The sequence below is a fragment of the Streptomyces sp. NPDC053750 genome, assembly GCF_044544295.1.
Classification (GTDB): Bacteria; Actinomycetota; Actinomycetes; order Streptomycetales; family Streptomycetaceae; genus Streptomyces.
In genome coordinates, this window is record NZ_JBITXB010000004.1 from 351,869 (window position 1) to 371,110 (window position 19,242).

At 73.1% G+C, this 19,242-nt stretch carries 17 protein-coding genes and 1 tRNA gene; 6 read left to right on the plus strand and 12 right to left on the minus strand.

What is annotated here, in order from left to right; translation table 11 throughout:
- Window positions 1–7: 7 nt before the first annotated feature.
- Genes ACIGO6_RS14315 through pdhA form a run of 3 tightly spaced genes read right to left on the minus strand, consistent with a single transcriptional unit; the run spans window position 8 to window position 3,659 of the window.
- The gene (locus ACIGO6_RS14315) at window positions 8–1,468 is read right to left on the minus strand and encodes a dihydrolipoamide acetyltransferase family protein (protein ID WP_399875414.1); all 1,461 of its coding nucleotides are present in this window, start codon (window positions 1,466–1,468) and stop codon (window positions 8–10) included.
- Window positions 1,468–2,472: an alpha-ketoacid dehydrogenase subunit beta gene (locus ACIGO6_RS14320; protein WP_399875416.1), complete on the minus strand. Its 1,005-nt coding sequence runs from the start codon at window positions 2,470–2,472 to the stop codon at window positions 1,468–1,470. The genes ACIGO6_RS14315 and ACIGO6_RS14320 overlap by 1 nt, the downstream gene beginning before the upstream one ends.
- Complete coding sequence (pdhA, locus tag ACIGO6_RS14325) at window positions 2,469–3,659, minus strand: pyruvate dehydrogenase (acetyl-transferring) E1 component subunit alpha (protein ID WP_399875418.1); 1,191 nt, start codon at window positions 3,657–3,659, stop codon at window positions 2,469–2,471. The genes ACIGO6_RS14320 and pdhA overlap by 4 nt, the downstream gene beginning before the upstream one ends.
- A gap of 174 nt (window positions 3,660–3,833) precedes the next feature.
- On the opposite strand from pdhA, the gene ACIGO6_RS14330 reads away from it, so the two are divergent.
- The gene (locus ACIGO6_RS14330) at window positions 3,834–4,349 is read left to right on the plus strand and encodes an Lrp/AsnC family transcriptional regulator (RefSeq protein ID WP_399875420.1); all 516 of its coding nucleotides are present in this window, start codon (window positions 3,834–3,836) and stop codon (window positions 4,347–4,349) included.
- Between the two features lie 32 nt (window positions 4,350–4,381).
- Here the strand turns inward: ACIGO6_RS14330 and ACIGO6_RS14335 are convergent, their stop codons facing one another.
- Together ACIGO6_RS14335 and ACIGO6_RS14340 are read right to left on the minus strand one after the other, a co-directional pair.
- Complete coding sequence (locus tag ACIGO6_RS14335) at window positions 4,382–4,993, minus strand: TetR/AcrR family transcriptional regulator (RefSeq protein WP_399875422.1); 612 nt, start codon at window positions 4,991–4,993, stop codon at window positions 4,382–4,384.
- Window positions 4,990–6,504 carry a 3-hydroxyacyl-CoA dehydrogenase gene (locus tag ACIGO6_RS14340; RefSeq protein ID WP_399875424.1) on the minus strand — a complete coding sequence of 505 codons (1,515 nt, stop codon included), beginning with the start codon at window positions 6,502–6,504 and terminating at the stop codon, window positions 4,990–4,992. Before ACIGO6_RS14340 ends, ACIGO6_RS14335 begins: the two co-directional genes overlap by 4 nt.
- Before the next feature lie 172 nt (window positions 6,505–6,676).
- On the opposite strand from ACIGO6_RS14340, the gene paaN reads away from it, so the two are divergent.
- On the plus strand, window positions 6,677–8,368 hold the full coding sequence (gene paaN / locus ACIGO6_RS14345; RefSeq protein ID WP_399875425.1) for a phenylacetic acid degradation protein PaaN: 1,692 nt from the start codon (window positions 6,677–6,679) through the stop codon (window positions 8,366–8,368).
- Here the strand turns inward: paaN and ACIGO6_RS14350 are convergent.
- The 6 genes from ACIGO6_RS14350 to ACIGO6_RS14375 form a co-directional block, all read right to left on the minus strand.
- On the minus strand, window positions 8,365–9,126 hold the full coding sequence (locus tag ACIGO6_RS14350) for a TrmH family RNA methyltransferase (RefSeq protein ID WP_399875427.1): 762 nt from the start codon (window positions 9,124–9,126) through the stop codon (window positions 8,365–8,367). The two genes, paaN and ACIGO6_RS14350, sit on opposite strands and share 4 nt — an antisense overlap.
- Window positions 9,123–10,457 carry an HTTM domain-containing protein gene (locus tag ACIGO6_RS14355; protein ID WP_399875429.1) on the minus strand — a complete coding sequence of 445 codons (1,335 nt, stop codon included), beginning with the start codon at window positions 10,455–10,457 and terminating at the stop codon, window positions 9,123–9,125. Before ACIGO6_RS14355 ends, ACIGO6_RS14350 begins: the two co-directional genes overlap by 4 nt.
- Window positions 10,454–11,236, minus strand: a complete 783-nt coding sequence (locus ACIGO6_RS14360) for a DUF5819 family protein (protein ID WP_399875431.1) — start codon at window positions 11,234–11,236, stop codon at window positions 10,454–10,456. Before ACIGO6_RS14360 ends, ACIGO6_RS14355 begins: the two co-directional genes overlap by 4 nt.
- 245 nt (window positions 11,237–11,481) lie before the next feature.
- Window positions 11,482–11,811 carry a rhodanese-like domain-containing protein gene (locus tag ACIGO6_RS14365; RefSeq protein ID WP_399875852.1) on the minus strand — a complete coding sequence of 110 codons (330 nt, stop codon included), beginning with the start codon at window positions 11,809–11,811 and terminating at the stop codon, window positions 11,482–11,484.
- A gap of 49 nt (window positions 11,812–11,860) precedes the next feature.
- A complete protein-coding gene (locus tag ACIGO6_RS14370; RefSeq protein WP_399875433.1) occupies window positions 11,861–12,673 on the minus strand; it encodes a hypothetical protein in 813 nt (270 codons plus the stop codon).
- 58 nt (window positions 12,674–12,731) lie between these two features.
- Window positions 12,732–14,198, minus strand: coding sequence for a DUF2252 domain-containing protein (locus ACIGO6_RS14375; protein ID WP_399875435.1), 1,467 nt, complete (start codon window positions 14,196–14,198; stop codon window positions 12,732–12,734).
- Window positions 14,199–14,568: 370 nt separating this feature from the next.
- Here ACIGO6_RS14375 and ACIGO6_RS14380 point away from each other — a divergent pair, with 370 nt between their 5' ends.
- On the plus strand, window positions 14,569–15,441 hold the full coding sequence (locus ACIGO6_RS14380; RefSeq protein WP_399875436.1) for a carbohydrate-binding protein: 873 nt from the start codon (window positions 14,569–14,571) through the stop codon (window positions 15,439–15,441).
- 108 nt (window positions 15,442–15,549) lie between these two features.
- Here ACIGO6_RS14380 and ACIGO6_RS14385 read toward each other — a convergent pair.
- Window positions 15,550–15,636: transfer RNA gene (locus ACIGO6_RS14385), tRNA-Leu, on the minus strand.
- Between the two features lie 467 nt (window positions 15,637–16,103).
- On the opposite strand from ACIGO6_RS14385, the gene fhaA reads away from it, so the two are divergent.
- The 3 genes from fhaA to ACIGO6_RS14400 all read left to right on the plus strand — a co-directional run bounded on the left by fhaA (window position 16,104) and on the right by ACIGO6_RS14400 (window position 19,215).
- Entirely contained in the window at window positions 16,104–16,985 is an 882-nt protein-coding gene (gene fhaA / locus ACIGO6_RS14390) for an antibiotic biosynthesis regulator FhaA (RefSeq protein ID WP_399875437.1), read from the plus strand.
- A 10-nt stretch (window positions 16,986–16,995) separates the two neighbouring features.
- Window positions 16,996–17,511, plus strand: a complete 516-nt coding sequence (fhaB, locus tag ACIGO6_RS14395; RefSeq protein ID WP_399875440.1) for an antibiotic biosynthesis regulator FhaB — start codon at window positions 16,996–16,998, stop codon at window positions 17,509–17,511.
- 144 nt (window positions 17,512–17,655) lie between these two features.
- A complete protein-coding gene (locus ACIGO6_RS14400; protein WP_399875854.1) occupies window positions 17,656–19,215 on the plus strand; it encodes a Stp1/IreP family PP2C-type Ser/Thr phosphatase in 1,560 nt (519 codons plus the stop codon).
- Window positions 19,216–19,242 lie beyond the last annotated feature (27 nt).

Consider the following 19,242-nt stretch of genomic DNA (forward strand, 5'->3'; position numbering starts at 1 on the left):
CGCGCCGTCACAGGGTGCGCAGCAGCACCGCCGGCTGTTCCACACAGTCCGCCACGTACCGCAGGAAACCGCCCGCGGTGCCTCCGTCGCACACCCGGTGGTCGAAGGTGAGCGACAGCTGGACGACCTGCCGCACCGCCAACTCGCCCTCGTGCACCCAGGGCTTGGGGACGATACGGCCGACGCCGAGCATGGCCGCCTCGGGGTGGTTGATGATCGGCGTGGAGCCGTCGACGCCGAACACGCCGTAGTTGTTCAACGTGAAGGTGCCACCCGTCAGTTCGCCGGGGGTGAGCCTCCCCGCACGGGCCGCCTCGGTCAGCCGGGCGAACTCCGCGGTGAGCCCCTCGGCGTCCCGTGCGTGCGCGTCGCGGACGACCGGCACGACCAGTCCCCGGTCGGTCTGGGCGGCGAAACCGAGGTGGACCTGGTCGAGTTGGACGACCTCCCGGGCCTGCGTGTCGACCGTGGAGTTCAGGTCGGGGAAACGGGCCAGTGCGGCGGTGCAGATCCGGGCCAGCAGGGCGACCAGCGAAATCTTCGGTTCTCCGGCCGCGTTCATCGCGGTGCGCGCCCGCATCAGCTCGGTCGCGTCGGCGTCCACCCAGCAGGTGGCGTCCGGGATCTCGCGCCGACTGCGGGAGAGCTTGTCGGCGACGGCTCCGCGGACGCCCTTGAGGGGGGTGCGGATGCCGCCGGACCGTGCCGCGGAGGGCGCGGGGGTCTCCTGGGCCGCCGTGCGGCCGCCCTGCGCGGCCGTGGCGCGCAGCGCGTACTCCACGTCCGCCCGCAGGATCAGCCCGTCCGGGCCAGAGCCGGTCAGCTCGCGCAGATCCAGGTCGTGCTGCCGGGCCAGCCTGCGCACCAGCGGGGAGATGACGGGGACGGGCCCGTCCACCGGATCGGCGGTGCGCACCCGGCCGTTCGTCCGCCCGGACGCCGCGGTGCCGACGGGCGGCGTGGCGGTGGCGGGCGGCGTGGCGGCAGACGCCGACGGTGCCGGCCGCACCCTGCGCCGTCGCGCGGGCGCCTCGGAGGTGCCGTAACCGACCAGGACGTTGCCCGAACCCCCGGCCCTGGTCTCCGCGGCCATCGCCTTCGCCCCCGCGGCCCGGCTCGTCCCGGCCTGTGCCGCCCCGGCCGCCGTCGTCCCGGCCGCCTCGCCGTCGGTGTCCGCATCCCGCGCCGGGCGCCCGCCGGCGACGCTCTCGTCGACCGCCACCCTCAGCAGCGGCGCCCCGACGGGCAGCTCCGTGCCCTCCTCGCCGAAGCGGGCGGTGACCACACCGCCGTAGGGGCAGGGCACCTCGACCATCGCCTTGGCCGTCTCGACCTCGACGACCGGCTGGTCGACGGCGACGACGTCACCGACCTCGACCATCCAGCGCACGATCTCCGCCTCGGTGAGCCCCTCACCGAGGTCGGGGAGCTTGAACTCCAGGCTGCGCCCATCAGAAGCGTGTGCCATCAGCTTTCGGCCTCCCACTGCAGGCGCCCCACGGCGTCCAGGATCCGGTCCACACCAGGCAGGTGGTGACGCTCCAGCATGGGCGGAGGATACGGGACGTCGAATCCGGCCACCCTGAGCACCGGCGCCTCCAGGTGGTGGAAGCAGCGCTCCGTGACCCGGGCCGCGATCTCCCCGCCCGGGCCCCCGAAGGAACCCGACTCGTGGACGACGACCGCGCGTCCCGTCCGCCGCACCGAGGCGCACACCGTCTCGTCGTCGAACGGCACCAGGGAGCGCAGATCGACGACTTCGAGGTCCCAGCCCTCGGCCCGGGCCGCCTCCGCCGCCTCCATGCAGGCGACCAGCGACGGCCCGTACGTGATGAGCGTGGCGCTCCGGCCCGAGCGCCGCACCACCGCGCGGCCTGTCGGTTCAACGGGCGCCGGCTCCTCGGGGTTCCAGGCGTCCTTCGACCAGTACAGCCGCTTGGGTTCGAGGAAGACCACCGGGTCGTCGGAGGCGATGGCCTCGCGCAGCAGCCCGTAGGCGTCGGCGACGGTCGCGGGCGTGACGACATGGAGCCCCGGAGTCGCCATGTAGTACGCCTCGGACGAGTCGCTGTGGTGCTCGACGCCGCCGATGCCGCCGCCGTAGGGAACGCGGATCGTCAGCGGCAGGGGCATCTTCCCGCGCGTGCGGTTGCGCATCCTGGCGACATGGCTGACGACCTGCTCGAACGCCGGGTAGGCGAAGGCGTCGAACTGCATCTCCACGACCGGGCGCAGCCCGTACATCGCCATGCCGACGGCCGTGCCGAGGATGCCGGCCTCGGCGAGCGGGGTGTCCGTGCAGCGGTGGTCGCCGAACTCCGCGGCGAGCCCGTCGGTGACCCGGAAGACGCCGCCGAGGGTGCCCACGTCCTCGCCCAGGACGTGCACGCTCGGGTCGTCGGCCATGGCGTCGCGCAGCGCGCGCGTGAGGGCCTGCGCCATGGTGGCCGGCTTGGCGGCGACGGTGGTCATCGGTGCGTCCCTTCCGGCGCGGCCCCGACCCCGGCGCCCGCCTCTGACTCTGCCGCCGGCTCTGCCTCGGCCTCGGCCGCCAGCTCCGCGCGCAGCCGGTCCCGCTGCTCGCGGAGCTGCGGCGTGGGCTCCGCGTAGACGTGGTCGAACAGGTCCATCGGGTCGAGCTGCGGGTCCTGGTTCATGCGGGCGCGCAGGTCGGCGGCCATGGTCTCGGCGCCCTCGCGGGCGGCCCGTACGCCGTCCTCGTCGAGCAGGCCGCGCTCGGTCAGTTCCCGTTCCAGCAGCTCGATCGGGTCGTGCCGGCGCCAGGCCTCGACCTCGGCGTCGCCCCGGTAGCGGGTCGCGTCGTCGGCGTTGGTGTGCGCCTCGACGCGGTACGTCACCGCCTCCACCAGCGTGGGACCGCCGCCCGCGCGCGCGTGCCGTACGGCGTCGGACAGGACCTCGTGCACCGCGGCGGCGTCGTTGCCGTCGACCAGGCGGCCCGGCATCCCGTAGCCGACGGCCTTGTGGGCCAGCGACGGGGCGGCGGTCTGCTTGGCGAGCGGGACGGAGATCGCGAAGCCGTTGTTCTGCACCAGGAAGACGACCGGGGCCTGCCAGACGGCGGCGAAGTTCAGCGCCTCGTGGAAGTCGCCCTCGCTGGTGCCGCCGTCGCCGACCATGGCCAGCGCGACCACGTCGTCGCCCTTGAGACGGGCGGCGTGCGCGAGACCAACGGCGTGCGGCAACTGGGTGGCCAGCGGCGTGGACAGGGGCGCGACCCGGTGCTCGTAGGGGTCGTACCCGGTGTGCCAGTCGCCGCGCAGCAGGGTGAGGGCCTGGACCGGGTCGACGCCGCGGGTGACGACGGCGAGCGTGTCGCGGTAGCTGGGGAAGAGCCAGTCCCGCCCCTGGAGCGCCAGGGCCGCGGCGACCTCGCAGGCCTCCTGCCCGGTGCTGGAGGGGTAGACGGCCAGCCGGCCCTGCTTGGTCAACGCCGTGGCCTGCGCGTTGTAGCGCCGGCCGTGCACCAGGCGGGTGTACAGCGTGCGCAGCAACGCGGGGTCGGCCTGATCGGCCGCCTTCGTGCCGAGGACGCGGTACGGCTCCGCGTCGGGCAGCAGCGGCGCGGGGTCGGTACGGGGCTGCCAGGCGGGCGGCGGTGTGGGCCGGTACGCGCCCCGCTGCTCCATGACCGTCATGACGGCACCTCCTCGTGGGAGCGGCTTCGGGCTCGCCACGGGTGTGACGGGCCTCACCTACCGATTGTTCGGTCGTCGGCACATTTTGGCTACAGGCGGCCCCGGGCTGTGGACAAACGGTTCTCCACAGCCTGAGATGGACGCAGTACGTCCATGGCAGGGAGGCGGGGGGACATGGCATCTGAACAAATGGCCGAGCGCCCGGACGACGCCGACGGTCCCGAGGACACCGGCACCCCGCCGCCGCGCCCGCTGGATGCCATAGACCAGGACATCCTGCGCATGCTCCAGGCCGACGGCCGCGCCTCCATACGCTCGGTCGCCGAACGGGTGCACGTCTCGCGCGCGAACGCCTACGCCCGCATCAACCGGCTCGTCGAGGACGGCGTCATCCGGGGCTTCGGCGCCCGCGTCGACCACGAACGCGCCGGGCACGGCACCTCGGCGTACATCACCCTGAAGATCGTCCAGAACTCCTGGCGCACCGTCCGCGCCCAGCTCAGGCAGCTGCCCGGCGCCTCGCACATCGCCCTGGTGGGCGGCGACTTCGACGTTCTGCTCCTGGTGCACACCCCCGACAACCGGGCCCTGCGCGAGCTGGTGCTCACCCGCCTCCAGGCCATCCCGGAGGTGCTCAGCACACGCACCCTGCTGGTGTTCGAGACCGAGGACCTCGAACCGCAGAGCTGACCGGCTCGGCCGCCCCGCGGCTCACCAAGCGCTCAGGAGGCCTTGCGCAGCCCTCCGAACACCAGCCGCGCCACCGCGTCGACCACCTCGCGCTCACCCGCACCGCCCCGGCCGGCGGCGCCGTCGGGCCCCTCCGGCCGGTACCACTCGACGATCGAGTTGATCATGCCGAAGACCAGCCGGGTCGCGAGCCGCACCTCCACGTCCGCGCGCACGTCACCCTCGGCCGCCGCGGCCCTCAGCAGGTCGGCGACCCGGTGGTCGAACTCGCGCCGCCGTTCCAGCGCCCACCGCTCGGTGTCGGTGTTGCCGCGCACCCGCAGCAGCAGCGTCACGTAGGGCAGCTCGGCCATGAGCACCTCGACCATCCGCCGCACGACGTACTCCAGCCGCTCGGCGGCGGTCCCCACGCGCGCGTGCTCCTCGTCGAGGATCCCGAAGAGCTCGTCCAGGGCCCGGCTCACGGCCCGGCGCAGCAGCTCCTCCTTGCCCGTGACGTGGTGGTATATGGACGACTTGGAGATCCCGGCCGCCTTGGAGAGGTGCTCCATGGAGGTGCCGTCGTAGCCGCGCTCGATGAAGACCTGCACGGCGACGGAGAGCAGGGTCTCCGGGGTGTACGTGTCCCGCTTGGCGGTGGTCATGAGGGGGTGCCCTCCCCTGCGTCGGCGGTGTGCACGTGGTGGTGGAGCGCGAGGGACGGGGCGTAACGGCCCGTGGGTTCGCGCAGATGCAGCTCGCCCAGCAGGTCGTACACCCGGTCGAGCCCCAGGGCGCGGCCCCACTCGAAGGGGCCGAGCGGGTAGTTCACGCCGAGGCGCATCGCGGTGTCGATGTCGGCCTCGGAGGCCACGCCCCTGGCCGCCGCGTCGTACGCCAGGTCGACGATCCGCGCGACCGTCCGCGCCACGATCATGCCGGGCACGTCGCCGACGACGCTGACCTTCTTGCCGAGCGCCTGGAAGAGGCCGGTGGCCTCGGCGAGGGTGCGGGGCGCGGCGGTCCCGGAGGGGGCGAGGGCGATGCGGGTGGCCCGCCGGTAGTCGAGGGCGAGGTCGAACTGGACAACGTCGCCGAGCTCGGTCGAGGTCTGCCCCTCGGTGAGCAGGAGCCGGCCGCCGCCGGGCAGGACGAGCGACCCGTTGCCGCCGTCCTCCTCGCGGACCTCGATGCCCGCCTCGCGGATCAGCGCGACCAGCTCCTCGGCCGGTCCCAGGTCGCCCTCGACGACCACGTACGGGGGCCGGTCGGCCGGTTCGGCGGTGTGCGGCGCGGGGCGTTCGGCGCCCTCCCGGTGGTCGTACCAGCCCTGCCCGTTCTTGCGCCCGAGCCGGCCGGACTCGACCAGGCGGCGCTGGGCGAGCGACGGCGTGAAGCGCACGTCCTGGAAGAAGGACTGCCACACGGAGTGCGTGACGGACTCGTTGACGTCCTGCCCGATGAGGTCGGTCAGCTCGAAGGCGCCCATCCGGAAGCCGCCCGACTCGCGCAGCACGGCGTCGACGGTCGCGGGGTCGGCGGCCTGCGCCTCGTACACCGCGAACGCCTCGGCGTAGAAGGGCCGGGCGACGCGGTTGACGACGAAGCCGGGGGTGTCGGCGCAGGCGACCGGGGTCTTGCCCCAGGCGCGGGCCGTCTCGTACGCGCGCGTGGCAGACGCGGCGTCGGTGGCGAACCCGGAGACCACCTCCACCAGCGGCAGCAGCGGCGCCGGGTTGAAGAAGTGCAGGCCGACGAAGCGGCCGGGGACGCGGAGCGCGCCGCCGATGGCCGTGACGGACAGGGAGGAGGTGTTGGTGGCGAGCAGGCAGTCGTCGCCGACGACGTCCTCCAGCGCGCGGAACAGCTCCTGCTTGACGTCCAGCCGCTCCAGGACGGCCTCGACGACCAGCGCGCAGTCGGCGAGCCCGGTGAGGGCCTCGGCGGGCTTCAGCCGGGCACGGGCCGCGTCCCGCTCGGCGCCGGTGAGCCGTTCCTTCTCCACGAGCCGGTCGAGGCGTTCGCCGATCGCGTCGGCCGCGTCCCGGGCCCGCCCGGGGACGGCGTCGTACAGCCGTACGGGATGGCCCGCGACCAGCGCCACCTGGGCGATGCCCTGGCCCATGGTGCCGGTGCCGACGACGGCCACGGGGCTGCTGAGGTCGAGTGCTGTCATGTGCGCGATCCTCCCGCACGGGGTTTTCCACAGATGCGGCGGTCCCCCTTGTCCCGACCGATCGTTCGGTTACTCTAGCCGTGTCCGCCTGTTCCTGCCCAGGCTTCCCCCAGGTCCACGAACTCGACGGAGAGTCGACGGCGAGTTCGGGAGAGACGAGGAGTTGGTCCGCATGGCCGCCGAACTCACCGCACACCAGCTGATCGCCCAGCACCGGCCGACCCTGGACCTGGCGCTGGAAACGATCCGTACGCGCGCGTACTGGTCCCCCCACCCCGAGCACCCCAAGGCCTACGGCGAGAACGGCAGTCTGGACACGGCGTCGGGCAAGGCCGCCTTCGACGCCCTGCTCGGCACCCGCCTCGACCTCGGCCAGCCCGGCACCGACGACTGGGTCGGCGGCGAGATCTCCCCGTACGGCGTCGAGCTGGGCGTGGAGTACCCGCACGCGGACCTCGACGTGCTGCTGCCCGCCATGAAGGCCGGCCAGAAGGCGTGGCGGGACGCGGGCGCGGAGCTGCGCGCGATGGTCTGCCTGGAGATCCTCCGGCGGATCGCCGACCGCACGATGGAGTTCGCCCAGGCGGTCATGCACACCTCCGGACAGGCCTTCATGATGGCCTTCCAGGCGGGTGGCCCGCACGCGCAGGACCGCGGCCTGGAGGCGGTGGCCTACGCGTACGTGGAACAGTCCCGCACCCCCGACACGGCGGAGTGGACCAAGCCGCAGGGCAAGCGCGATCCGCTCGCCCTGACCAAGCAGTTCACGCCGGTCCCGCGCGGCATCGGCCTCGTCATCGGCTGCAACACCTTCCCGACGTGGAACGGCTACCCGGGCCTGTTCGCCTCCCTCGCCACCGGCAACGCGGTCCTGGTCAAGCCCCACCCGCGTGCGGTGCTGCCGCTCGCCCTCACCGTGCAGGTCGCCCGCGACGTCCTCACGGAGGCGGGCTTCGACCCGAACCTGGTCGCGCTGGCCGCCGAGCGCCCCGGCGAGGGCATCGCCAAGACCCTGGCGACCCGCCCCGAGATCCGGATCATCGACTACACCGGCTCGACCTCCTTCGGCGACTGGCTGGAGGCCAACGCCCGCCAGGCACAGGTCTTCACCGAGAAGGCCGGCGTCAACACGGTGATCATCGACTCCACCGACGACTACCGGGGCATGCTCGCCAACCTGGCCTTCTCCCTCTCCCTCTACAGCGGCCAGATGTGCACCACCCCGCAGAACCTGCTGATCTCCCGCGACGGCATCCGCACCGACCAGGGCGCCAAGTCCTACGACGAGGTGACGGCCGACCTGGCGCGGGCGGTCGACGGCCTCCTCGGAGACGACGCGCGCGCGAACGCCCTGCTCGGCGCCATCGTCAACCCCGACGTCAAGGCCCGCCTGGAGGCCGCCGCGGGCCTCGGCGAGGTCGCCCTGGCCTCCCGCGAGGTGACCAACCCGGACTTCCCGGACGCGGTGGTGCGCACCCCGGTGATCGTCAAGCTGGACGGCGCCAAGCCGGACGACGAGGCCGCCTACACCAGCGAGTGCTTCGGCCCCGTCTCCTTCGCCGTCGCCGTCGACTCCGCCACCCACGCCGCGGAGCTGCTGCGCCGCAGCATCCGGGAGAAGGGCGCGATGACCGTCGGCGCGTACACGACCGACCCGGAGGTCGAGCAGGCCGTGCAGGAGGTCTGCCTGGACGAGGCGGCCCAGCTCTCCCTCAACCTCACCGGCGGGGTGTACGTCAACCAGACGGCCGCCTTCTCCGACTTCCACGGCTCCGGCGGCAACCCGGCGGCCAACGCGGCCCTGTGCGACGGCGCGTTCGTCGCCAACCGCTTCCGGGTGGTGGAGGTCCGCCGGCAGGCCTAGGAGGCGTGTGGTGCGCCCCCGCCGGCGCTCCAGTGGTACAGCGTCATGGCCACACTGGTCGCGAGGTTGTAGCTGGAGACCTGGGGGCGCATCGGCAGCGCCACCAGATGGTCGGCACGCGCGCGCAGCTCCGGCGACAGCCCGCTGCGCTCGGAACCGAACGCGAGCAGCGCGTCGTCCGGCAGCTTCAGCCCGCGGATGTCCTCGCCCTCCGGGTCCAGCGCGAACACCGGCCCCGGCGGCAGCTCCGCCACCTCCAGCCGCTCCACGGCGGTCGCGAAGTGCAGCCCCGCCCCGCCGCGCACCACCGTGGGGTGCCACGGGTCGAGCGTGCCCGTGGTGACCACGCCGGTCGCCCCGAAGCCGGCGGCCAGCCGGATCACCGCCCCCGCGTTGCCGAGGTTGCGCGGCTGGTCGAGGACCACGACGGGCGTACGCCGGGGTGTGCGCGCCAGCGCCCGCAGGTTGGCGGCGCGTGAGGGCCGTACGGCCAGGGCGGCCACCGCGGTGGGATGCGGCCGGGCGACGAGGGACGCGTACGCCTCGTGCGGCACCTCGGCCAGCAGACCGTCCAGGGCGTCCCGTACGTCCGGCGCCAAATCGTCGGCGAGGGCCAGGGCGCCCGCGCGGTCGGCGGTGACGGCCACCGGGACCTCGGCGCCGAAACGCAGCGCGTGCTTCAGGGCGTGGAAGCCGTCGAGGAGCACGCACGGTCCGGCGTGCCGGCGCCAGGCGGCCAACGGGTCGGGGTCGGTCATGCCCGGAAGCCTACGTGCGTACCCTTGATGGCCCCTGTGTCCCCTGTGACCCTTGTGTCCCCTGACGAGGCTTCTGTGCCCTCTGTGTCCTCTGTGTCCTCTGCTGTGTCCTCCGGAGCACGGGGCCCGGGCAGCGACGCCGCACGACCGTCTCCGCGCCCGGCCGACAGTCGGCCCGACAGCCGGCCCGGCAGTCGGCTCAGCAGGCGCCCCCGCGCGCGTGCCGCCCCGTTCCCCAGGCGACGCAGGAACGAGGTCGGCAGGAAGACCGCGTCGGCGGCGATCATCGCCAGGGAGAAGAACGGCAGCCCGAGCACCAGGGCGATCACCGCGTGCTCGGTGATCATGGCGGCCAGCAGCACGTTCTTCACCCGCCGGTTGAACAGCGTGAACGGGAACGCGACCTGCACGGCGACCGTGCCGTACGTGATGAGCATGACCATCGTGCCGTTGGCGGCCAGCGCGTCGGAGAGGGCGGGCCAGGGCGAGAAGTAGTCCAGGTGCAGCGGGTAGTAGACCGCGGTGCCGTCCTGCCAGCGCGAGCCCTGGATCTTGTACCAGCCGGCGGTCGCGTAGATCAGGCATGCCTCGGCCATGATCACGACCAGGGCGCCGTTGTGCACGATGTTGGTGACCACGTCGAGCAGGATCCGCGGCTCGGCACTCTTCGTGCTGCGCCCCACGGCCCACCACAGACCCTGCGCGACCCACACGGCCCACAGCAGCGCCGGAATGAACCAGGCGCCGTCCATCCCGCCCGCCAGTGTCACCGTGAGCAGCCCGAAGCCGAGCACGCACCACAGCACCGGCCCGGCCCGGTCCACGACACGCTCCCCGCGCGCGCGTGCCTCCCCCGTACGCCGCGCCCGGCGCGCGTCCAGGGACCAGACCTGGCCGCAGCGGGTGAGGACCAGGTAGATGCTCATGATGTGCAGGACGTTGTCGCCGCCGTCCCCCATGAAGATGCTGCGGTTCTGCAGCGAGAGCACGCCGACCATGAAGAGCACGGACATGGTGCGGGTGCGCCAGCCGAGCAGGAGCAGCACGCTGCTCAGGACGGCCAGCGCGTAGACGATCTCGAACCAGGCCCGCCCGTCCGACCACATCAGCGCCGTGAAGGCGCCGTTGTCGGCGATCAGCTGCTCGGCGAGGTCGTGGCTCCAGGGGCTGTCCGGGCCGTACAGCTCGTGGCGGTGGGGCAGCTCGCGCAGCAGGAAGAGCAGCCAGGTGGCGCTGAACCCGATGCGGATCACGGCGGTCTGGTACGGGCCGAGCGCGGCGCCGGTGACGCGGGCGAGGCCGCGGGAGACCGAGCGGGCGATGCCGTTCACGCGGCGTCCCCTTCCGACGGGCGGGCGGACACCGACCACCAGGGCAGCTCGCGGTAGGTCGCCCGGTCGGAGACCTTCTCGCCGCTCCAGGAGGGTGGCTTCACGTTGGTGGTACGGGACCGGTACTGGACGCGCTCGACGACGCCGTCCGGTCCGGCGGCATCGTTGCGGTCCAGGCGCAGGACGGCTATGCGCCGCAGATAGGTCTCGGAGAGCGTGCCCCGCAGGCCCACCGGGCGGTCTTCGGAGTCGTGGGTGGCGAGGAAGAAGTCCCAGGCCCGGCGGAGTTCGTTCTGCTGGGTGTGGCTCGGCAGCGGGTTGCCGTCGATGGCCCGGCCGTCCTCGGCGGACAGGTCGTACCAGCCGGTCGTCCGTATCGCCCCGTCCGCCGTGCTCACCTCGGCGCGGACCTGTACGGAGATGTTCTGCTGGAGCGGGTTGGGCGCGAAGAGCTTCCAGTTCTGTTCGAACTCGGGGTAGACCCACTCGCCCACCGCGTCACCGTGCTGCTTGGTGAGGGTGTTCGACGGGGCCACGTGCAGGAACACCAGGCCTATGTGGGCGCAGACGGCGACCGCGACGGCCGCGAGCGCGGCCACGGCGCCGACCTGGTAACGCGTCGAGAGCGCGGCGACGCCGGTACGGGGCTCGGGGGCCGCCCCCGCCTCTTCGGCAGCCTTCTCCGGGCTCTCCGGGCTCCTTGGCCCCGCCGCCCCGGCCGGGCCCTCCCGCTCGTCCCGCCCCTGCCGGGCGTCCGAGCCTGTGTCGTACGCGTCCATCCCGCCCCGTTCCGGTCCCGATCCGTCGTTCCGTCCGCCCCGCCCCCCGGGACGCCTGCGCGGCCCCGTGCGGCTGCTCGGCAGCGCTCGAACGCGAACGGTACTCAGGACCGCCCGCCCGCACAGCCCCGACGGACCGACCGCAACGTGGCCGTCACCACATCCGCCGCCCCGCGCCGCCAGGTACCCGCGGTGACCGGCCCGGCGACGGCCCGGCGACGACCCGGCGACGCCCCGGCAACGGCCTACAGAACGTGTCCCGGCTCACCCTTGGCGTCCACCACGGGACGGCCGGCCGCGGCCCACACCTGCATGCCGCCGTCGACGTTCACGGCGTCCACGCCCTGCTGGACCAGGTACATGGTGACCTGGGCCGAGCGCCCGCCGGAGCGGCAGATCACGTGGACCCGGCCGTCCTGCGGCGCGGCCTCGGTCAGCTCACCGTACCGGGCCACGAACTCGCTGATGGGAATGTGCAGCGCCCCGGCGGCATGGCCCGCCTGCCACTCGTCGTCCTCACGGACGTCCAGCAGGAAGTCGCCGTCCTTGAGATCCGTGATCCCGACCGTGGGCACACCAGCTCCAAAACTCATGCCCCAGACGCTACCCGAGCCACCGGCCCGCTCAGCTCTCCCCGAGCGCGGCCAGCTCCGCCTCCCGCTCCCGCACCTGGGTCGCCAGCTGCTCGGCGATCTCCTCCAGGAGACGGTCGGGATCGTCCGGGGCCAGCCGCAGCATGGCACCGATCGCGCTGTCCTCCAGCTCCTTGGCGAGCAGCGTGAGCATCTCCTTGCGCCGGTCGAGCCATTCGAGTCGGGCGTACAGCTCCTCACCGCGGCTCGGGCGCCGCTCGGGCACCGGACCCGCGGCCCACTCCTCGGCCAGCTCCCGCAGCTGGGCCTCGTCACCACGGGCGTAGGCGGCGTTGACGCGGGTGATGAACTCCTCGCGCCGGACCCGCTCGGCCTCCTCCTGCGCCAGGTCGGGGTGGGCCTTGCGGGCCAGCTCGCGGTAGAGCCGCCGGGCCTCCTCGCCGGGCCGCACCCGCTGCGGGGGCCGCACCGCCTGGTCCGTGAGCATCGCCGTGGCCTCGGGGAACAGCCCGTCGCCGTCCATCCAGCCGTTCAGCAGCTCCTCGACGCCGGGGATCGGCATCAGCCGGGCCCGCGCCTCGTCGGCCCGGCGCCGGTCCTCGGCGTCACCGGTGCGGGCCGCCCTGGCCTCCAGGATCTGCGCCTCCAGCTCCTCGAGCCGCGCGTACACCGGGCCGAGCCGCTGTTCGTGCAGCCGGGAGAAGTTCTCGACCTCCACACGGAAGGTCTCCAGCGCGATCTCGTACTCGATGAGTGCCTGCTCGGCGGCCCGTACGGCCTGTTCCAGCCGTTCCTCGGGACGCGGCGCACCCCCCTGCTCGGGCTCAGCTTCCGGCGTCGTCACCCGACCAGCCTAGGCCCTGCGGGCGGGCGGGACCGCCCCCTCCGTTTCCGGCCCGTCCTCACACCCCCAGCTCCGCCGCGACCCGCCCCGCCCGCACCGCGGCGACCAGCTCGGCGTGGTCGGCCTCCGTGCGGTCGGCGTAGGCGACGGCGAAGGCGGCCACCGCCTCGTCCAGCTCGTCGTTCTTGCCGCAGTAACCGGCGATCAGCCTCGGGTCGGCGCTGTGCGCGTGGGCGCGGGCCAGCAGGGCACCGGTCATCCGGCCGTAGTCGTCCATCTGGTCGGCGGCCAGGGCGGCGGGATCGACGCTGCCCTTGCGGTTGCGGAACTGCCGCACCTGGAACGGCCGCCCGTCGACCGAGGTCCAGCCCAGCAGGATGTCGCTGACCACCTGCATCCGCTTCTGCCCCATGACCACCCGGTGCCCCTCGTGCCCGGCCTCGGGGACGTCGAAGCCGGCGGTCGTCAGATGCGGCACCAGCGCGGAGGGCCGGGCCTCCTTCACCTGGAGCACGAGCGGTTCACCGCGGTGGTCCAGGAGCAGCACGACGTACGACCGCGTGCCCACGCTGCCGGTGCCGACGACCCGGAAGGCGACGTCGTGCACCGCGTACCGGGCCAGCAGCGGCAGCCGGTCCTCGGAGAGCGTGGCCAGATACTGCTCGAGGGAGGCCGCGACCGCCGCCGCCTCCTCGGCCGGGACGCGCCGCAGCACCGGCGGGGCGTCGACGAAGCGCCGCCCGCCGTCCCCGGTGACCTCGGTCGACTTGGCCGCGAAGCGCCCACTGGTGTTGGCCCGTGCCTTCTCCCCCACCCGCTCCAGCGTGCCGAGCAGGTCGTGGGCGTCGGTGTGGGAGACGAGCTCCTCGTCCGCGATGGCGTTCCAGGCGTCCAGCGCGGGGAGCCGGGACAGCAGCCGCATGGTGCGCCGGTAGGCGCCCGCCGCGTCGTGGGCGGCCTCGCGGCAGGTGTCCTCGTCGGCGCCGGCCTCCCGGCCCGCGAGGACGATCGAGGCGGCGAGCCGCTTGAGGTCCCACTCCCAGGGGCCGTGGACGGTCTCGTCGAAGTCGTTGAGGTCGATGACCAGACCGCCGCGGGCGTCCCCGTAGAGCCCGAAGTTGGCGGCGTGCGCGTCGCCGCAGATCTGGGCGGTGATCCCCGTCATCGGTGTGCGCGCCAGGTCGTACGCCATCAGGCCCGCCGACCCGCGCAGGAACGCGAACGGCGTGGCCGCCATCCGGCCGGCCCGGATCGGGGCGAGCCCGGGTATCCGGCCCCGGTTGGACTCCTCGACCGCGCTCACCGCGTCCGGCCGGGCCGCGTCCAGGTCGAGGGCGGCGTGCGCGGAGCGCGGAACCCGCGTGCGCAGCGCCTTGCCGTCCGCCTTGGGCGAGCCACCCACGGGCCACCGCGCGAACCCCGGCACGACCGGCACCCGCGCACCCCCCGCCGTACCCGCCGCGTCGGCCGCCGTACGCGTCCTCACGTCCGTGCCCGCATCCGTCCCCGTCGTCGCCTCGGCCATACCGACCGCCCTCCCCGTACTCGTCCCGGAACCGTGCCCCGTAGCCGCAGCGCACCCGTCCGTCGGCACCGGCACCGGTGCCGGCGCGCCACGACCGTACCCCCGGGGATGCGCCCGTACACGAACGCCCCTGCACGACCCCGCCCTGCGACGCGCATAACACCGGGCAGAGGGCGAAACAGGAGGTGCCCGCGCCCCCACCGCCGCACCTACGGTTTCCAGCGATCACCACGGAGCGCGCCCGCCGGAGCAAAGACAACAGCCTGCCCCGCGCCGGCGGGCGCGCCCCTTGTCCCCGACGTCCCGGATGCCGTACGTCCCGTCCTTCTTCCCCAGGGACCACCCCCACCGAGGAGACCGAGGAACCGCCATGACCTCCGACGCCCCCACCACCCCCGCCACCCCCGACGAACCCGGCCCCGGCGCCGCCGGCGACCGCGGCATCAGCCGCAAGACGCTGCTCAGGGCCGCCGTCGCCGCCGGCGCCGCCGTCCCGCTGCTCGCCACCGGCTCCATCGCGCTCGCCCGGGACGCCGCCCGCTCCTCCTCCGGCCAGGCCCTGACGCCGACCCCCTTCTGCGACGACGGCGACGACCCGACGCCGGACCAGATGGAGGGCCCCTACTTCAAGCCGAACTCCCCACTGCGCACCAACCTGGTGACACCCGGCACCGCCGGTACCCGGCTGACCGTCGGCGGCTACGTCTTCGGCCGCGACTGCGTCCCGCTGTCCGGCGTGCTCCTCGACTTCTGGCAGGCCGACAACGCCGGCGCCTACGACATGGCCGGCTACACCTTCCGCGGCCACCAGTTCACCGACGCCACCGGCGCGTTCACCCTGCAGACGATCGTGCCCGGCCTCTACCCGGGCCGTACCCGGCACATCCACGTCAAGGCGCAGGCGCCCGGCGAACCCGTGCTGACCACCCAGCTGTACTTCCCCGGCGAGCCCCGCAACAGCACGGACGCGCTCTTCGACCCGGCGCTGCTGATGAACGTCCGCGACGCCGGCGGCCGCAAGGAGGCCACCTTCGACTTCGTCCTGGACGTGGACGGCGGCCCGGGCCCGGACCCGACCGACCCGCCCACCGACCCGCCGGGCGGCACCTGGGCGACCGGCCGCGCCTACACCGCCGGCGACCGGGTGACGTACGGCGGCGGCACCTACCGCTGCCTCCAGGCGCACACCTCGATGACGGGCTGGGAGCCGCCCCACGTCCCCGCCCTGTGGCACCGGGAGTGACATCCCGCGCCGCGCCCTGAGATCTTCCTCACAGCGCCCCGTCCCCCATCCCCCCGTACCCGAGCATGCGAAAGCCCCCCAGGTCCGGAGACCTGGGGGGCTTTCGGCTGGTGCGCGAGGGGGGAGTTGAACCCCCACGCCCTTGCGGGCACTGGAACCTGAATCCAGCGCGTCTGCCTATTCCGCCACCCGCGCATTGGGTGTGTCCTCCGGCCCCGTTCCTTGCGGCCCGGCGCCTTCCGACACGAGAACATTAGCACGGTGGAACCGGTGGGTTCACATCCCTTTCCAGGCGGGGCAGGGCGGGGGAACGGGCCGCCCCGCCCGCCCACGGGCACTCCTGCCGGCACCCACCCGTTCACGTATCAACCTCGTACCGGTCCCGCCCGTCCGCCCAGGAGCCGGTACGGGTCCACAGCCCGGTGCGGGACACTGGTCTGCGGCCGGCTCTACGATCCTGGGCAAGAAGAGCCCGAAGAGTTCGAAGCGGAGCTCCAGCGGGAACTCCGAGAGGCGTCGACACCTGTCGACCGGGCCGACAGGGGGAACCAGCCGATCGACCGGCGCGTGGATACGATCAGTAAGCAGTACCAAGTAGGCAGTGCGCGGGTGATCAGTACGCAAGGCAGTGGACAGGACGGCAGCGACGGAGGAGGTGCCCCATGGGAGTCCTGAAGAAGTTCGAGCAGCGTCTCGAAGGTCTGGTCAACGGCACCTTCGCGAAGGTGTTCAAGTCCGAGGTGCAGCCCGTGGAGATCGCGGGAGCGCTCCAGCGCGAATGCGACAACAACGCGACCATCTGGAACCGCGACCGCACCGTCGTACCCAATGACTTCATCGTGGAGCTGAGCACGCCCGACTTCGAGCGTCTCAGCCCCTACTCCGGCCAGCTCGGCGACGAGCTCGCCGGCATGGTCCGCGACTACGCCAAGCAGCAGCGCTACACCTTCATGGGACCGATCAAGGTCCACCTGGAGAAGGCGGACGACCTCGACACCGGCCTGTACCGCGTGCGCAGCCGTACGCTCGCCTCCTCCAGCAGCCACCAGGCCGGAGCGGGCCCCGCCGCACCCCCCGCCCCCACCGGGCGGCCGGGCGGACCCGGCGGCCCGGGCGGCGGCTACGGCTATCCGCCGGCCGGCGGCCCTGCGGGCGCCCCGCCCATGCCGGCCGCGCCGCCGCCAGGCGGCCGCCCCGGCGGTTACGGCTACCCGCAGCCCGCGGGCGGCCAGCAGCCCCCCGCCGCACCGGCGGCCGGCGGACGCACCCGCCACTGGATCGAGATCAACGGCACCCGCCACCAGATCTCCCGCGCGACCCTCGTCCTCGGACGCAGCACCGAGGCCGACGTGCGGATCGACGACCCCGGCGTCTCCCGCCGGCACTGCGAGATCCGGACCGGAACGCCCTCGACGATCCAGGATCTCGGCTCCACCAACGGCATCGTGGTGGACGGGCAGCACACCACCCGCGCTACGCTCCGCGACGGCTCGCGGATCGTCGTGGGCAGCACCACCGTTATCTACAGGCAAGCCGAAGGGTGATCCGGGGGCAATGTCAGAGCTGACCCTCACGGTCATGCGGCTGGGTTTCCTAGCCGTTCTGTGGCTGTTCGTGATCGTGGCCGTGCAGGTCATCCGCAGTGACCTGTTCGGCACACGGGTCACCCAGCGCGGCGCGCGGCGCGACGCCGCCCGACCGCAGCAGGCCGCCCGCCAGGGCCAGGCGCCGCCACCGCAGCGCCAGCAGGCGAGCGGCGGCCGGGGCCGTCGCGGCGCCCCCACCAAACTGGTCGTCACGGAGGGCACCCTCGCCGGCACCACCGTTGCCCTCCAGGGCCAGACCATCACGCTCGGCCGGGCACACGACAGCACCATCGTGCTGGACGACGACTACGCCTCCAGCCGCCATGCCAGGATCTACCCGGACCAGAACGGCCAGTGGATCGTCGAGGACCTGGGCTCCACCAACGGCACCTACCTGGACCGGTCCCGGCTGACGACCCCCACACCGATTGGCCCGGGTGCGCCGATCCGCATCGGCAAGACCGTCATCGAGCTGCGGAAGTAGTGCTACACCAATGAATGAGCGCGAGCGGAGCGAGCACGCAGCGGCAGCCGGCACCCCGGGCCCCGGCGCGCTCCCGACCGGAGGGTGGGCAGTGTGGCTCGACACGACCGGCTGTACCCGGAGCAGCCGACGGGCGAGGTGGGCATGAGTCTGTCACTGCGCTTCGCCGCCGGATCCCACAAGGGCATGATCCGGGAGGGCAACGAGGACTCCGGTTACGCCGGCCCCCGGCTGCTCGCCATCGCCGACGGCATGGGCGGCCAGGCCGCCGGTGAGGTCGCCTCCTCCGAGGTGATCTCCACCATCGTCGCCCTCGACGACGACGTGCCCGGCTCCGACATCCTCACCTCCCTCGGCACCGCCGTGCAGCGCGCCAACGACCAGCTGCGGCAGATGGTCGAGGAGGACCCCGCCCTCGAAGGCATGGGCACCACCCTCACCGCCCTGCTCTGGACCGGCCAGCGCCTCGGCCTGGTCCACGTCGGCGACTCCCGCGCCTACCTCCTGCGCGACGGCGTGCTGACCCAGATCACGCAGGACCACACCTGGGTGCAGCGCCTCGTCGACGAGGGACGCATCACCGAGGAGGAGGCGGGCACCCACCCGCAGCGCTCCCTGCTGATGCGCGCCCTCGGCAGCGGCGACCACGTCGAACCCGACCTGTCCATCCGCGAGGTCCGGGCCGGCGACCGCTACCTGATCTGCTCCGACGGACTGTCCGGCGTCGTCTCCCACCAGACGATGGAGGACACCCTCGCCAGCTACCAGGGCCCCCAGGAGACCGTGCAGGAGCTGATCCAGCTCGCCCTGCGCGGCGGCGGCCCCGACAACATCACCGTCATCGTCGCCGACGTCCTCGACCTCGACACCGGCGACACCCTCGCCGCCCAGCTGTCCGACACCCCGGTCGTGGTCGGCGCCGTCGCCGAGAACCAGGCCCAGTTCGGCGACAACGGCATCATGCAGACCCCGGCCGGCCGCGCCGCCGGCCTCGGCCGCCAGGGCGGTCAGCGTGGCGGAGGCGGCGAGTTCGGCCCTCCCGGCAGCGGCGACACCACCGGCTACATCCCGGCCGACGGCTTCGACGCCTACGGCGACGACGACTTCGTCAAACCCCGCAAGAACCGCAAGTGGCTGAAGAGATCCTTCTACACCGTGCTCGCCCTCGCCGTCGTCGGCGGCGGCATGTACGGCGGCTGGCGCTGGACCCAGACCCAGTACTACGTCGGCACCAAGGACGACCACCTCGCGCTCTACCGGGGCATCAGCCAGGACCTCGCCTGGGTCTCCCTCTCGAAGGTCCAGAAGGACCACCCCGAGATCGAACTCAAGTACCTGCCGCCCTACCAGCAGAAACTGGTCGAGGCCACCATCCCCGAGAGCGACCTCAACGACGCCCGCGCGAAGATCGAGGAACTCGCGATCCAGGCCTCCGCCTGCCAGAAGCAGGCCGAACGACGCACCGCCGAGAGCGAGAAGAACGCGAAGACGGGCGAGGGCGAGGCCGGAGGCACCACCGGAACCACTCCCGCCTCCTTCACGTCCAAGGCCTCACCGACACCGAACGCGTCACCGAGCGAGTCGGGACCGCCGCAGGCATCCGAATCGTCCGAGTCCCCGTCCACGACCGCACCCGCCCCCGGCTCCGGCCCGACCCTCTCGGAGGAAGAGCAGAAGGTCGTCTCGCTGTGCGGTAAGCAGTAGGCAAGCCGTGAGAGGCCCTGTCACACG